Genomic DNA, 15,025 nt, shown 5'->3' on the forward strand with positions numbered 1-15,025 from the left:
TAGCCACAAACGATATACATAGAGCAACTATTAGCATTAGTGCTATTTTATTGGTGATTGACTTCACACGAATTCCTTTACATAATGATTTGAATTTTATATCGGTCAATTATAAAATAATTGAATATTAATTTTTAAGAAATTTAATGTTTTTGAAAATTTTAATTAAAAATAAATATTATTACCTTATCTCATACCTTTTTGAAACTATGTGGTAGTAAAAGGCTCCAACGAAAAAGAGGCTTCCCATAAAGGCTGCGATCATCTCCACGCTTAGTCCAAGCTCATATAAAAAGCCAATCGCAAATGAGATAAGTGCGCTAAATCCAAGAAAAACCATATCATTATACGCGATCACTCTGCCGTAAAACTCTTTTTGGCAGTTTTGCTGAAGTAGCGTGTAGGTGTAACTCCAAAGGCTTGACGTGCAAAAGCCTGCAAAGATGATGCCAATGAGTGAGAGATAAAAATTTCGCAAAGAGAGCGCCCAGATGATGATGCCAGCTCCTTGACCGATGTAGATGTAGATGAGCGTTTTTTTGTTCATAAATTTACTAAGCATGGCCGGTGCAAACATAAGCGAGATCGACCTTGAGGCGTTTAATAGGCCAATAACTAGCGAGGTTGAGAGCAAATTTGCGTATCTATAGTCAGCCAAAAGCGCGATCAATGCATCATAAGCGGTAATACCAACAAAGGCGTGCAAAAATATAAGATGCACGATGAGCCTATTTTCTTTTAGGTATTTAAGCCCATTTTTTAGCATTTTTAGAGGGCGTTCTATGAGCTCTGGCTTTAAGCCTTGTAAATTTAAAAAGTATAAAAAGAAAAAACTAAAAATGTAGAGCATACCGTCAAGCAAAAAGGCGCTTTTGATGCCAAAAAAATGTATATAAACCCCAGCAAGTCCCATGCCAGCGGTGTATGAGACTGCCCAGATGATCGAGTGGATCTCGTTTGCAAGCTTTAGGCTCTCTTTGCTTAAAATTTTTGGCAACACGCTCATTTCTACTTGAAAATACATCCCGCCAACGCCGTTTCTAACAAAAATGATAAGCAAAAGTAGCCATAAAAAATCAAGTGAGTTTATAAAAAGCAGCATAAAAACACTCACTGTCTCAACCGCCATCATGATCACAAGCATAGGTTTTGGGCTAAATTTATCCACCAAAATGCCACTAAATGGAGCGATGACAACACCTGGGATAAATGCCATCGCCGCACTTAGCGTGAGCGCCCAAACAGGAGCGTCAAGCGAGATAAGTAGCGTAAAGATGCCTGTGTGCGAGAACCACACACCAAAGTAGCACATGAGCTGGACTGTGCTTAAAAGGCGGAAATTTCTCTCATCTCTTAAAAGCTTAAGATACTCTTTCAAACTACTGGTTCCACATCAGAGTTATTTGCTCTATTTGCGCCTCGTCTGGTATCTGGCTTAAGTTTGTTATCTCTTGTGCGAGTGGATTTTTAAGCTTTATGAGCATATCGTGGCTGTTTATTTTTAGATAGATATTGTTTGCGTCGCTTTGAAATTTAGAGATGACAAGTGCGTTTTTTATATCTTTGAAATTTGATTTTAGGCTGATGTTTTCTGGAGTTTTAAACTCATTTGAGTAAATTTCGATGCTTGTAATGATGCCGTTTAGCAAGGTGTATTCAAAAATTCTCTCGTTTTTATTTGTGATGATGTAGCTATTTTCTTTTTTGGTATTGTCTCTTTTTATGTTTTTTGCGCCATAAAATTTCATCACATCAGCGTTTGCTGACTCGTTTGTAAGTTTAGCAAAAAAGCCCTTGCCAAAGAGGCTAGATCTGCCTTTTTCTCTTTTGTAGTGTCCGCTTATGTGAGCATTTTTGCAAATTTTATCATTTGCGATTATGAAGATGTCGTTAGCGGTTTTATGCACGCTTAAAGCCACGCCTTTTTCGTCTAAAAGGTAAAAAATGCCCTTGCCATAAAGCAGCTCTGAGTTAAATTTACAAAGTGGTGAGCCATCTTTTAGCGATGAGTAAAAGCTTATCTTTGCGCCATTTTTACTAGGCACGAGCACAAGCTCTAAAAAGCCATTTTTGTCTTTAAATTTAGAAAATCTAGCAAAAAAACTATCTTTATATGCCTTATTTACCGGCTCGTAATTATAAATTTGAGCCAGCACGCCAACTCGCTTATTTTTCTTATCATCAAGCTGAAGAAGTGAGTTTTTGTTTGGCACAAAGTAGCTAAGTGCGCCGCTTTCATCTTTTAGCACGATAGCGCTCTCATCGACATCAAATGTGCCGCCTTTTTCTACCAAAGTAGCAGCCTTATCCATCGTAAGCATAGTTTTTGTGTAGGTTTTGTCTTTATTTAGAGTTAGGATGGTCTTCACGCCCTCGCAGTTTGAGCATGGCAAGGTGGTATAGTAGCTCGTGTAGATAGAGTTTGAAAGTATTAGTTTTTCTGGTTTTTTGGGTTTTTCATCTCTAAGAAGAGGTTTTTCTTCTTTTGATTTTTGTGTTTGCTCTTGATTTTGTGGCTTTAAATTTTCATTTTTCGCGCAGCCGATGATAAAAAATGAGATAAGTATGGCAAAAAGATATTTCATTTGCAACTCCTTAAAAATTGCAAAATTATATCATTTTGCCTTTAAAATTTATTTTACGCGTTTAAAGATGTATTTGTCTTTTAGCTCGCCAGTGACCTCTTTTTGATCCATGTCAAGCATCTTTAGGTTCTCGCCATCGACCTTATAAAAGCTCTTCTCTTTATACTCATCAACGGTTGTGATAACGCCATTTTTAACTGAGTATTTGCCCTTGCTAACGGCTTTGTAGTTGTCTTTTGACTTGTAGTTCATCACACTTTCAAATGTGCCGTCTTTTTTAAGCGTAAGGGTTGAGTCTATGCCCATGCAGCTAGCGCAAGGTAAAAACGCCTTGTAAGTGCCCTCGATGCTGCTTACTGGAGCCATGCAGCTACCTTTTACTTCACATTTGCCTTGTGGGACGCTCGCGCTTTGGTTTGACGTAGCGCAACCTGCTAAAAGTAGAGCCGCACTTAGTGCAAAGATAAAATTTTTCATGCTGATCCTTTTTGAAAATAAAATTTAAAATGTATTATAATACTTAAGAAAATAACAAATTATAAATTAAAGGAGAGAAGATGCAAGTTGAGACATTTGGCGTTTTAGTCGTTGTTTTGGTCATTTTTGCATTTTTGTTTTTAAAAGCTGGCATCAAGATCGTATCGCAAGCAGATAACTTGCTGATCGAGCGACTTGGTAAATTTCACAAGGTGCTTGACGGGGGATTTCACATCATAATCCCATTTGTCGATCAGATAAGGGCGATCATAACTATAAAAGAGCAGCTTGTTGATATCACAAAACAGCAAGTCATCACAAAAGATAATGTTAATATTAGCGTCGATGGCATCGTCTTTTTAAAGGTATTTGACGCAAAAATGGCGGTTTATAACGTAGATAACTACAAGCGCGCCATTGCAAATTTAGCCATGACAACGCTTCGTGGCGAGATAGGAGCGATGAATCTTGACGATACACTAAGCTCACGTGACCGCCTAAATGCCGCACTTCAAGTGGCTCTTGGTGATGCAGCTGGCAACTGGGGCGTAAAGATCATGAGGGTTGAAATTTCTGAAATTTCTGTCCCACTTGGTATAGAAGAGGCGATGAATATGCAGATGAAAGCTGAGCGCGAAAAACGTGCGATCGAGCTAAAGGCCTTGGCTGAAAAAGAGGCGCTAATACGCAACGCAGAGGCGCTAAAACAAGAAAAGGTGCTTCAAGCAGAGGCGATCGAGCGTATGGCTGATGCGAAAAAATATGAGCAAATCGCCATCGCAACGGCTCAAAAAGAGGCTATGGATATGATAAATGACAGCATGAGCAAAAACGCAAATGCGGCTGAATTTCTGCTAGCACGTGACAGGGTCGGGGCATTTAGTGAGCTAGCTAAAAACAGCTCAAAAGATAAAATTTTAGTTCCTTACGAGGCGACTGAGCTAATTGGCTCGCTTAGCGTTTTAAAAAATTTCTTAGCTAAGGATAAGGCGTGATAAGTCCTTTTATAATGATAGCTATCGGCGCGCTCTTGTGCGTGGCTGAGCTTATGCTATTTTCGTTTTATCTGCTCTTTTTTGGCGTCGCTTTTATCATCGTTGGAGCGGTAAATTTTGGCTTTAGTTTTGAGTGGAGCTTTCAAATTTTAGCCGTCTTAGTGCTTGCCTTTATCTTGCTTGCGCTCTTAAAGGCGCCGTTAAAGAGTAAATTTATGGCTAAAAAAGAGAGCTATAACGAGGAGTTTTTAGATGAGCCTGGAGTTGGCGAGATCAGAGAAAATATGGTCTATTTTAAAGGCACTCTTTGGAAGTATGACGGAGCGCTAAAAAACGGCGAGAAAGTGCAGGTTTTAGGCACTAAAGGCGACAAGGTTATATTAAAATAAAGTGCCATTTGGCACTTTATCTATTTTGCGTGGGCTGGGCAGCCTGCTGGCATTTGCTCATGCATCGCACCTTGCATGCCATGATGTGGGCAGCTTGGCATATTTTCTTGCATCATTTTTTGATGATGAGCACATCCACAACTTGCACCTTGAGGCCCAGCTGGCTTTGGCTCATTTTTGGCACAACCAACTAAAAATAGCCCGCAGATAACGGCAAATATCACCTTTTTCATAACTCGCTCCTTTAAAGAATTTCTCACATTTTAGCCTTTAAAAATTAATTTTTCATAACGCCTGATTTATCATATTTAAAAGCATTTTTGGCTAAACTTTCGCCCAAAAATAAGCAAAATAAAAGGTTAAATTTGAAAAGACTTAGTGTAAATGAAGCCATCGATCTTATAGAAAATGCACCGCTTCACGAGCTTGGCAAGATGGCGCTAGCTAGAAAAAAAGAGCTTCATCCAGAAGGCATTACTACCTTCATCGTAGATCGCAACATCAACTATACAAATGTCTGCTGGGTGGATTGTAAATTTTGCGCATTTTACCGCCACGCAAAAGAAGAGGACGCTTACGTGCTAAGTTTTGAGGAGATCGGCAAGAAGATCGAGGAGCTTATCGCCATTGGCGGCACGCAAATTTTATTTCAAGGTGGCGTTCATCCAAAGCTAAAGATCGAGTGGTACGAGGAGCTTGTAAGCTACATCAACAAGCACTATCCAAGCATCACGATACATGGCTTCTCAGCCGTTGAGATCGACTACATAGCAAGAGTTTCAAAAATTTCTACAAAAGAGGTCCTAAGACGCCTAAACGAAAAGGGCTTATACTCGATGCCAGGGGCTGGAGCGGAAATATTAAGCGACCGCGTTCGTGACATCATCGCCCCTAAAAAGTGCGACACCGCAGACTGGCTTCGCATACATAAAGAGGCGCACGAGCTTGGTATAAAAACGACTGCTACGATGATGTTTGGCACGGTTGAGAGCACTCGTGAGATCGTGGAGCACTGGGAGCACATCAGAAATTTACAAGATGAAACGGCTGGATTTAGGGCATTTATACTTTGGAGCTTTCAAGGGCTAAATACAAAGCTTATGCAAGAATTCCCAGAGATCAAAAAGCAAAGCTCAAACGTCTATCTAAGGCTTCTTGCGGTCTCAAGGCTCTTTTTGGATAACTTTAAAAATATCCAAAGTAGCTGGGTCACGCAGGGCAGCTACGTAGGCCAGCTAGCACTTCTTTTTGGCGCAAACGACCTTGGTAGCACGATGATGGAAGAAAACGTCGTAAAGGCCGCAGGTGCAAGCTTTAGGATGAATCAAGATCAGATGATCGAGCTTATAAAAGATGTCGGAGAAATTCCAGCTAAGCGCAACACAAACTACGATATTTTGGAGAAATTTTAGATGAAAATTTTAGATATCAATGTAAAAAATGTAAAAATCCCAGTCGTTTTTGAAAGCTCAAAAGCGATGCCAGTAGTGAGCCTAAAGCTAGTTTTCAAAGCAGCTGGTAGCTCGCAAAATGGCAAGCTTGCAGGCCTTGCAAGACTAAGTGCAAATTTGCTAAACGAGGGTGATATGAAGCTAGGCTCAGCTAAATTTGCCAAAGAGCTTGAAGTGCGGGCGATTAGCCTAAATGCAAGCTGCGGCTTTGAGACATTTTGCATAGACCTAAACTGCCTAAAAGAGCACTTTGCCTTTGCGTGCGGCAAGCTAAAAGAGCTACTACTTGCTCCAAATTTAACAGAAGAAATTCTAAATAGGTGCAAGACCGTCACTCTTGGCGAGATCGCAGCAAATGAAAACGACTTTGACTACGTGGCAAGGCAGGGGCTTTTTGAGCTTTTATACCCAAAAAGCGTGCTTGCACAGCCTAGTATCGGCACGAAAAAGAGCGTAAAAGCGATCACGCTTGAAGATGTGAGGAAATTTTTAAACGAGCACTTAGACCTTTCAAACCTGCTTTGCGTGCTTGGTGGCGACATCGACGAGAAGCAGACAAAAGAGCTTGCTAGCGTTTTAGAAATCCTAAAACCTGGCAAGGTGCGAAAACTAGAGCGCTTTAGTCCAAGCAACAAGTGCGAAAGCAGCGAGATCATCAGGCAAAGCGAGCAGGCCTACATCTACTTTGGTGCGCCATTTAACGTAAAACCTGAAGAAAAATACAAGGCCGCAGTGGCGACATTTATTTTAGGCGAGGGTGGCTTTGGCTCGAGGCTCATGGAGGAGATCCGCGTGAAAAGAGGGCTTGCATACAGCGCCTACGCTAGAAATTTGCTAAATCTCTCTTACAGCCAGTTTTACGGCTACATGCAGACAAAAAATGAGAAAAAAGATGAGGCGATCGCCGTTATAAAAGAGGAAATTTTAAAATTTAGCAAAAAAGGCGTTAGCAAGGCCGAGCTTGAGCAGGCGAAGAAATTTTTACTTGGCTCGTTGCCACTTAGACTTGAGACGCTATTTAAGCGCCTTGACATCGCGCAGGGTGAGTTTTATGAGCATGGCGAGCTTGGGGCATTTTTAAAGGACTTGGATAAAATTTCAGCCCTTTCGCTAAACGAGCTAAATAGCTTCATAAAAGCCCACGCAGAGATAAACGAGCTAAGTTTTTGCGTCCTAAAAAATGAAATTTGAAACAAGCGACAGAGCAAAACTTCTAAAAATAGGCGTGCTTAGCCTGCTCGACCTTGCTCTAGTGCTACCAAAGGGCTTTGAGGATACGACGATCGCTAAGAGCCCAAGAGAAGGGCAGGTTTGCATAAATGTAAAGATCACCTCGCTCGCCTCGCGCCCTGGCATGCTGACAGCACTTGCCTTTTGCGAGCAGTGGCAAAGTAGCGTAAAGATCGTCATTTTTAACGCAAAGTCTTGGCACTACGGCGCTTTTAAGGTCGGCAAAGAGATGGCGATATATGGGCTTTGCTCCTACGCCTTTGGCTCGTGGCAGATAGTAAATCCAAAAATCACCACAAAAATAGGCCAGATCGTGCCTAAATTTAAGACCGAGTTAAAAGACGAAGAGCTAAAAAAACTCATCTTAAAATATCTAAATTTACAAAATTTACTAGCCGAGGGCTTAAATGAAAAAGAGGCTAAATTTCTAGCTGATCTGCAGCGGCTAGATGAGCAAAGTGTGCAAATTTTATACCGCCTAAAAAATGATAATGATGGCGTGGAAATCTTAAAATTTGTAGAAATTTTTAACTACATAAAAAAGCTAAGTGCGAAAAAAACCTACTTTAAAAGTCCAAAAATCAAGCTTTTTGACATAAGCTCTTGGCTTAAGAGCTTGCCATTTACGCCGACAAATGATCAGCTAAATGCGATAAATGACATCAGAGACGACCTTAGTGCCGTGCAGGCAAAAAGGCGCGTCATAATGGGCGACGTGGGAAGTGGCAAGACGCTAGTTATCCTTGCAGCAGCGCTTAGCGTCTATCCGCAAAGTGCCATTTTGATGGCACCAACAAGCATCTTAAGCGAGCAAATTTATAACGAAGCAAAGAGGCTGCTACCGCCTTTTATGAATGTGATGTTGGTGCGAAGCGGGGAGAAAAAGATAGACTTTAGCGGGGTAAATTTGATCGTTGGCACGCATGCGCTGCTCTTTCACGAGCTACCAAATTCGCCCCTTGTCATGGTCGATGAGCAGCACCGCTTTGGCTCAAATCAGCGCAAAAAGATAGAAGAGCTTGCCTCAAACGAGGACGAGCGAGCAAATTTCGTGCAGTTTTCAGCTACGCCCATACCAAGGACGCTAAGTTTAATTCAGTCTGAGATCGTAAATTTTAGCTTTTTAAAGCAGATGCCGTTTAAGAAAAATATAATGAGCCAAATTTTAGGCGCAAGCGAGTTTGGCTACCTGCTAGCTCACATCAAAAAGCAGCTTGAGAGTGGCTTTCAAGTAGCCATCATCTATCCGCTAGTTGAGAGTAGCGAGAGCTCAAACTATCAAAGCCTAAATGAGGCGCAGGGCTTTTGGCTAAAGAATTTCAAAAATGTTTTTGTTACACACGGCAAGGACAAAGAAAAAGAGGAAATTTTAAGACGGTTTAGAGAAGAGGGCGAAATTTTGCTCTCAACGACAGTTGTTGAGGTTGGGATCTCGCTACCAAGGCTAAATACGATAGTGATCGTGGGTGCTGAGAGGCTTGGGCTTGCCACGCTTCATCAGCTGCGCGGTAGAGTGGGGCGAAACGGCGGCGATGGATACTGCTTTTTATTTACCAAGCTAAAAGAGGCGCCAGCTAGACTAAAAGAATTTTGCGCGACAAATGACGGCTTTAAGGTGGCCGAACTTGATCTGAAAAACCGCCAAAGCGGCGATATACTAAACGGCTTTTTTCAGCACGGAGCGACCTTTAACTTCTACGACTATGAGGATGATATCACGCAGGCTGCAAAGGCCAGAGTGGCGGAATTTAAAAATAAAGTTTAAATTTGATCTTGTGGGTTGCGTGAAATTTAAGGCAGATGATCGCTTTTGACAAATTTGCGTTAAATTTAAGATGATGGTGCAAGCTTTTATGGCTAGCTTTAAATTTGATAGAAAATGGCAACTGTTACGCGGGTTGATTTAGCTTTATCGCGACTTTTTAATATTGCTGTTAAAAAGGTTGCTAGCAAACCAGTCTGGTTCTCTGTGACAAAATGGCTCAGGGTTTTAGAGCACTTTTATTTTTGCGCTATATCTAAATTTGTCTTACCTAGCGAAATCTAATCTCTCGCAGACTATTTTTAAAATTTACATGAAAATTTGATATGGCGAGATTTTTTATCGCTCACTCCCAAACTCCCATTTTCTCTCTTTTAAACCTTGCTATCATATCCTCATTTCCACTTCGCTCGCTAATGCAAATCCACTCTTTTATATTCTTTGTCAGCCATTCGTTCTCTACCGCGTATCTACACATAAACATACCCAAATTTGCCAAATCATTTTCATTACCCTTTGCGTGAAAGGTATTTTTATCAATCTTGATCAAGTCGCACTGCTTGGCAAGTTTGTCTAAATATTCATAGATCACATCTAGCTTATACTTTTTCTCTCTTATAACCTTTTCTTCATCGATCACGATCTTTGTGCCTAGTAGTGGGTAAGCCATTGTTATCCTTTTAAATTTATTTTGCATTTTAGCATTTATGATTAGTAAATTTAAGTAGAAATTTTTAGATAAAACGAGTGATCTGCCCTTAAAAATTAAGAGCAGATAAATTTAGAGTGGATAAGTGAGGCAGCAGTTTCTTTTTACTTCGTCGATGTAGCTTACGTTTAAATTTAGTCCGTAAAGCTTACTTAAATTTTCGCTTCTAATGATCTCATCAACCGTGCCAAATCCAACCTCGCCATCACCTTTTACAAGAGCGACATATCCGCCAAGAAGCACGGCAAAGTCAGGGTTGTGAGTGGTTAGCACGACCGAGTAGCCAAGCTCTTTTAGCCATTTGACGGTGCGTAGAAATTTATACTGGTTGCCAAAATCAAGCGCGCTCGTTGGCTCGTCAAATATGATCATCTTTGGCTGCGCAGCCATCGCACGAGCGATCATACACATCTGCTTTTGACCGCCACTCATCTGTGTGATGAAGCGATCCTCAAGATACTCGATCTCAAGCTTTTTGGTGTAAATTCTAGCGATCTCTTCGTCCTCTTTGCTAGGTCTTGCAAAGATACCAAGGTGCGCCGCACGACCCATCGTGATAAACTCAAGCCCTGTGTAGTCATACTCAGTAACCTCGCTTTGAGCGACATACGCCATGATCTTAGCGCGCTCTTTGTTGCTTAGGCTATCTACGTTTTTGCCATCAAGGAAAATTTCTCCAGAAACTGGCTTTAGTGAGCCGCTGATGAGCCCTAGAGTGGTTGATTTGCCAGCTCCATTTCGACCAAGAATGGTTAAAATTTCCCCAGCGCCTATCTTTAAATTTACATTTTCTAGTTTGCCAGCCCCGTTTGGGTAGCTAAAGTTTAAATTTCTAACTTCAAGCATCACGCAACCTTTTTATTTCGCCATAAAACCCAGACGAAAAATACCGTGCCGATAAAGCCAGTAAGTACGCCAAGAGGCACTTCGCTCACGCTTATGCTGCGCGCTAAGGTATCAACAAATAGCAAAAATATCGCACCCATAAATATACTTGCAGGCATGCTTTTTATGTTATTTGCGCCAACTAGCATGCGCGCTAAGTGAGGCATGAGAAGTCCCACCCAAGCGACTATACCGCTTATGCAGACGCTGCACGCTGTAAGAAGCGTAGCGCAGATGATGATGACAGCGCGCTCAAAAGCCACATTTACACCTAGTCTTGCCGCACTCTCGTCGCCAAGAGAGAGCAAATTTATACGCCAGCTCATGGCGATAAGTAAAATGGCGCAGATGATCATCACTGGGGCGATGTATATTAAGTTATCGCTATCAAGCTTAGCAAGGCTACCAAGCTGCCAATAAACGATGTCAGGTAGCTTTGTCTCAGGGTCTGCGACATATTTTAAAAAGCCGATTATTGAACCCATGAGGCCACTTACTATGATACCAGAAAGAACCAACATAAGCGTGCTCGTGCGTCCCATCATCTTAGGTATGGCTAGAGTGATAGCAACGGCTGCTAGGCCAAAGCCAAATGCAAAAATTTGTATCCAAAATAGCGATAGATCAAAGATGATCGCAGTTGCAGCTCCCACGCAAGCACCTGCTGATACGCCTAGAAGGTCAGGGCTTACTAGCTGGTTTTTAAAGACACCTTGATAGGCTGCACCGCTCACGCTAAGAGCGGCACCGACTAAGATAGCGGCTATAATGCGAGGTATGCGTAAATTTTCTATCACGTTTGTGATGTTGCTAGCTGCGCCATCTCCAAAACCAAAGCTGTGAGCTAGCACGCTAAAGACGTCGTTAAAAGGTATGTAAAATCTACCAACGCCAAGTGCGACAAAGGCGCAAACAAGCGTTAGTAGAGCTAAAAAGATAACAACTATTGAAAAATTTGTGTTTTTCATATCTTACTTGCTGCTACCGTCAGGGTTTAGGCCTTTTAAGATATAGCCATACTCTTTGTCACTAAGATCGTGATTTAAAAACTCTTTATAAAACTCTTTTGTTTTTACTTTCATATCGACATCTTTAAATAGATCTGGTTGGATAGTTTTTGCTGCCCATAAAATTTGAAGTACGTTTTCAGCACCATATCTATCCCAGCTAAATACACCTTTTGGGTTACCATAAACTTTGCCGTTTTTAACAGCGTTTGAGCCAGAGAATGCAGGGTGCTCTTTTATCTTTTTGATCTGTGCGTCTGTGTCATTGCCGCCAACGATGATGATATCAGGGTTTGCATTGATGATCTCTTCAGCGCTAACTTCGATCATTGAACCCTCAGTATTGATAGCATTTACACCGCCACCTAGCTTGATCCAAGTGTTTTGGATGGTGTTTGTACCATCAACTTTTAGCAAATTTGCACCACCAAGAAGGTGAAGTACTTTTGGACGTTTAGCATCAGGGATGCTTTTTGTTCTTGTTGTTACAAACTCAGAGTTATCGTGGATTTTACTAGCAAGTTTTTCAGCTTTTTTTCTAGCATCATCAGTGCCTATGACTTCAGCTGTTGCGTAGATGCTTTTCTCCATATCTGGATAGTCTCTAAAGATCAAATTTACCGCGCTAAAGCCGTTTTTGATAAGTTCATCTTGGTAGTTTTTGCTTGAGACTATAACAACATCAGGCGCGAGCTTAACTAGCTCTTCGATCTGAAGGTCTTTGCCGTTTAGCGCAGCTGGTAAATTTTTAAGTTTTGGATAGACGTGCTCAAACCACTTGTTGTTTTTGATCAGATCAGTTGTGGCTACAACCTTATCCATACCGCCAAGTGCTAGGATGATCTCGTTGTTTGCATTCCACAGTGCTGCGATCTTCTCAACCTTCTCAGGCACGCTTACTTTGACACCTTGCATATCGGTTATGCTTCTTGCAGACTCAGCAGCACTTAGACTAAGAGCTGTAAAAAGTGAAGCAACAAGGCCTATTTTAGCCACTTTGTGCATGAAATTCATTTGCATATTTTTTCCTTTTTTCGTGTGAAATAATTTGGTTGATATGTTACCGCTATTTACATTAATGTTATGTAAAATTTGCATGTTCATTGTGAAAAAATTGCATATTTTGTAAATTCATATAAAGCTAATAGGATAAATATTCTCTTTTTATTGACATATGTCATTAGTCACTATTTTGAAATGAGATAAACTTTCTCCTAAATTTTAAAAAAGGAGAGTTAATGCGTGAATACAAGAGATACTGGCTCGCACTTGTTGCTGTGCTGGTAGTTTGCTTTAGTATTTTAGGCTACTACGGCGTTGAGGTTTATAGAAATTCGCCTCCAGTTGTAAATTTCACTGACGAAAATGGCAAGGTCGTGATCGATAAAGAGAGTATCTACAAAGGTCAAGAGGCTTGGCAAAGCATAGGCGGTATGCAAGTTGGCTCTGTTTGGGGGCACGGGGCATATCAAGCGCCTGATTGGAGTGCGGACTGGCTTCACAAAGAGCTAGTTGCCTTTTTAGAGATCAAAGCTGATGAAATTTATCATCTAAAATACGCCGATCTAAACGACGAACAAAAGGCAAATTTAAAGGTTTTACTTAAAAAAGAGTATAGAGAAAATAGCGTAAAGGACGATAAATTTGTGCTAAGCGCTGATAGGCTAAAGGCAATAAGTCAAGTAGCTAGCGAGTATGCCGCTCTTTTTGGAGATGATCCTAAATTTAAACCTTTAAGAGAAGCTTATGCGATGAAAGAAAATACGCTCCCAGGTGCAAGCGACAGAGCCGATCTAAACAACTTCTTCTTCTGGTCAGCCTGGGCGACAGCGACAAACAGACCTGGCAGCGAGGCAACATACACAAACAACTGGCCTCACGAACCGCTAATCGATAACGTGCCAACAAGTGAGAATATCTTTTGGTCGATCGCAAGCGTCGTGATACTTCTAACTGGCGTTGGACTTCTTGTTTGGTTTAGCTCATTTTATGGCAAAAAAGATGATGAAAAACTTGAGCCAATTAGCGAAGATCCGCTTAAAAAGCTAAATTTAACACCATCACAAAAGGCGCTTAAAAAGTATCTCTTTGTCACGCTAGCTCTATTTGCGTTTCAAATTTTAATAGGCGGCTTTACAGCTCACTACACAGTCGAAGGGCAAGAATTTTATGGCATAAATTTATCAGCCTACATCCCTTATTCGCTTGCTAGAACGTGGCATATACAAGCTAGCATATTTTGGATAGCGACTGGATTTTTAGCGGCTGGACTATTTTTAGCTCCGATCATAAATGGCGGCAAGGATCCAAAATATCAAAAGCTTGGTGTTGATCTGCTATTTTACGCGCTACTTATCCTTGTAGTTGGCAGTTTTGTGGGTGAGTATCTAGCTATCGCAAACATCATGCCTATAAATTTAAGCTTCTGGCTTGGACATCAAGGATATGAATACATCGATCTTGGACGTGTTTGGCAGATCATTTTGTTTGTCGGTCTTGTCATCTGGATGTTGCTTTTACTTCGTGGATTTGCAGGTGGCTTTAAAAACAAAGGCGATAAAAATTTACTTGCTATCTTTGCTATGTCGGCGGTTGCAGTTGGCTTATTTTACGGAGCAGGGCTATTTTATGGACAAAGAAGTCCATTGCCAGTGATGGAGTACTGGCGCTGGTGGGTCGTGCATCTTTGGGTTGAGGGCTTTTTTGAAGTGTTTGCGACGGCTTCGCTCGCCTTTGTCTTTGTCTCGCTGGGTCTTGTCTCAAAAAGATTTGCGACATTTTCAACGCTTGCAAGCGCGTCACTCTTTATGATAGGCGGCATCCCAGGCACATTTCACCACCTCTACTTTGCAGGCACCACAACGCCTATAATGGCTATTGGTGCAAGCTTTTCAGCGCTTGAGGTCGTGCCTTTAGTTTTACTTGGCGCTGAAGCGTATGAGCACTACAAACTTCAGTTTGCTCAAAGCTGGGCTAAAACGCTTAAATGGCCACTTTACTGCTTCATTGCAGTTGCCTTTTGGAATATGCTAGGCGCTGGTGTCTTTGGATTTTTGATAAATCCTCCGATCTCACTATTTTACATCCAAGGGTTAAATACAACGCCAGTTCATGGACACGCAGCGCTATTTGGCGTTTATGGATTTTTGGCACTTGGCTTTGTCTGGCTCGTGGCTACTTATCTATTTAAAGGGCAAGAATTTGATGAAAATTTGATGAAAGTTGGCTTTTGGGGGCTAAATGCAGGACTTATGCTAATGATCGTGCTTTCACTACTTCCAATAGGCATCTATCAGGCATTTGCAAGCCTAGATCAAGGTATGTGGTATGCTAGAAGTGCTGAGCTTTTACAGCAGTCACACTTGCAAAATTTAAGATGGCTAAGGATGCTAGGCGACACGATCTTGATAATCGGTGGCATCTGCTTCTTTGCACAGCTTTTAAAATTTATGCTTAATAAAAAGGCTTAAATTTATGGGGGCGCTTTGCCCCTTTGTTTAAGCTATCTTTTCATAAAATAGCGCAAATTTAAAGG

General features: G+C 41.3%; 14 protein-coding genes. 6 read left to right on the plus strand and 8 right to left on the minus strand.

Annotated features, from left to right (window positions below; all coding sequences use genetic code 11):
• Nucleotides 1–181 precede the first annotated feature (181 nt).
• The 3 genes from UNSWCS_RS05395 to UNSWCS_RS05405 are packed head-to-tail and all read right to left on the minus strand — an operon-like array spanning nucleotide 182 to nucleotide 3,062.
• Nucleotides 182–1,378, minus strand: coding sequence for an MFS transporter (locus UNSWCS_RS05395; protein ID WP_021087665.1), 1,197 nt, complete (start codon nucleotides 1,376–1,378; stop codon nucleotides 182–184).
• A gap of 1 nt (nucleotide 1,379) precedes the next feature.
• Nucleotides 1,380–2,585: a copper resistance protein NlpE gene (locus UNSWCS_RS05400; RefSeq protein ID WP_021087658.1), complete on the minus strand. Its 1,206-nt coding sequence runs from the start codon at nucleotides 2,583–2,585 to the stop codon at nucleotides 1,380–1,382.
• Nucleotides 2,586–2,633: 48 nt separating this feature from the next.
• Nucleotides 2,634–3,062, minus strand: coding sequence for a copper resistance protein NlpE (locus UNSWCS_RS05405; protein ID WP_002940096.1), 429 nt, complete (start codon nucleotides 3,060–3,062; stop codon nucleotides 2,634–2,636).
• 80 nt (nucleotides 3,063–3,142) lie between these two features.
• Here UNSWCS_RS05405 and UNSWCS_RS05410 point away from each other — a divergent pair, with 80 nt between their 5' ends.
• Together UNSWCS_RS05410 and UNSWCS_RS05415 are read left to right on the plus strand one after the other, a co-directional pair.
• Nucleotides 3,143–4,057 carry an SPFH domain-containing protein gene (locus UNSWCS_RS05410; RefSeq protein WP_009294606.1) on the plus strand — a complete coding sequence of 305 codons (915 nt, stop codon included), beginning with the start codon at nucleotides 3,143–3,145 and terminating at the stop codon, nucleotides 4,055–4,057.
• Nucleotides 4,054–4,446, plus strand: a complete 393-nt coding sequence (locus UNSWCS_RS05415; RefSeq protein WP_009294605.1) for an NfeD family protein — start codon at nucleotides 4,054–4,056, stop codon at nucleotides 4,444–4,446. The genes UNSWCS_RS05410 and UNSWCS_RS05415 overlap by 4 nt, the downstream gene beginning before the upstream one ends.
• A 20-nt stretch (nucleotides 4,447–4,466) precedes the next feature.
• Here UNSWCS_RS05415 and UNSWCS_RS05420 read toward each other — a convergent pair whose 3' ends face one another.
• Nucleotides 4,467–4,679, minus strand: a complete 213-nt coding sequence (locus tag UNSWCS_RS05420) for a hypothetical protein (protein ID WP_021087694.1) — start codon at nucleotides 4,677–4,679, stop codon at nucleotides 4,467–4,469.
• 132 nt (nucleotides 4,680–4,811) lie between these two features.
• Between UNSWCS_RS05420 and UNSWCS_RS05425 the strand changes: the two genes are divergently transcribed.
• Genes UNSWCS_RS05425 through recG form a run of 3 tightly spaced genes read left to right on the plus strand, consistent with a single transcriptional unit; the run spans nucleotide 4,812 to nucleotide 8,892 of the window.
• Entirely contained in the window at nucleotides 4,812–5,858 is a 1,047-nt protein-coding gene (locus UNSWCS_RS05425) for a dehypoxanthine futalosine cyclase (RefSeq protein WP_021087704.1), read from the plus strand.
• Nucleotides 5,859–7,088: a M16 family metallopeptidase gene (locus tag UNSWCS_RS05430; protein ID WP_021087670.1), complete on the plus strand. Its 1,230-nt coding sequence runs from the start codon at nucleotides 5,859–5,861 to the stop codon at nucleotides 7,086–7,088.
• Nucleotides 7,078–8,892, plus strand: a complete 1,815-nt coding sequence (gene recG / locus UNSWCS_RS05435) for an ATP-dependent DNA helicase RecG (RefSeq protein WP_021087672.1) — start codon at nucleotides 7,078–7,080, stop codon at nucleotides 8,890–8,892. Before UNSWCS_RS05430 ends, recG begins: the two co-directional genes overlap by 11 nt.
• Before the next feature lie 343 nt (nucleotides 8,893–9,235).
• On the opposite strand, the gene UNSWCS_RS05440 is transcribed toward recG, so the two are convergent.
• The 4 genes from UNSWCS_RS05440 to UNSWCS_RS05455 form a co-directional block, all read right to left on the minus strand.
• Nucleotides 9,236–9,559 carry a hypothetical protein gene (locus tag UNSWCS_RS05440; protein ID WP_021087677.1) on the minus strand — a complete coding sequence of 108 codons (324 nt, stop codon included), beginning with the start codon at nucleotides 9,557–9,559 and terminating at the stop codon, nucleotides 9,236–9,238.
• Nucleotides 9,560–9,670: 111 nt separating this feature from the next.
• Nucleotides 9,671–10,444: an ABC transporter ATP-binding protein gene (locus tag UNSWCS_RS05445; RefSeq protein WP_012001386.1), complete on the minus strand. Its 774-nt coding sequence runs from the start codon at nucleotides 10,442–10,444 to the stop codon at nucleotides 9,671–9,673.
• Nucleotides 10,444–11,451, minus strand: a complete 1,008-nt coding sequence (locus UNSWCS_RS05450) for a FecCD family ABC transporter permease (protein ID WP_021087682.1) — start codon at nucleotides 11,449–11,451, stop codon at nucleotides 10,444–10,446. Before UNSWCS_RS05450 ends, UNSWCS_RS05445 begins: the two co-directional genes overlap by 1 nt.
• A 3-nt stretch (nucleotides 11,452–11,454) precedes the next feature.
• Complete coding sequence (locus tag UNSWCS_RS05455) at nucleotides 11,455–12,510, minus strand: ABC transporter substrate-binding protein (RefSeq protein ID WP_035143565.1); 1,056 nt, start codon at nucleotides 12,508–12,510, stop codon at nucleotides 11,455–11,457.
• 218 nt (nucleotides 12,511–12,728) lie between these two features.
• Between UNSWCS_RS05455 and UNSWCS_RS05460 the strand changes: the two genes are divergently transcribed.
• The gene (locus UNSWCS_RS05460) at nucleotides 12,729–14,960 is read left to right on the plus strand and encodes a nitric-oxide reductase large subunit (RefSeq protein ID WP_021087706.1); all 2,232 of its coding nucleotides are present in this window, start codon (nucleotides 12,729–12,731) and stop codon (nucleotides 14,958–14,960) included.
• The last annotated feature ends 65 nt before the right edge of the window (nucleotides 14,961–15,025 follow it).

Origin of the sequence: Campylobacter concisus UNSWCS (genome assembly GCF_000466685.1) — a bacterium.
Taxonomy (GTDB): Bacteria; Campylobacterota; Campylobacteria; order Campylobacterales; family Campylobacteraceae; genus Campylobacter_A; species Campylobacter_A concisus_A.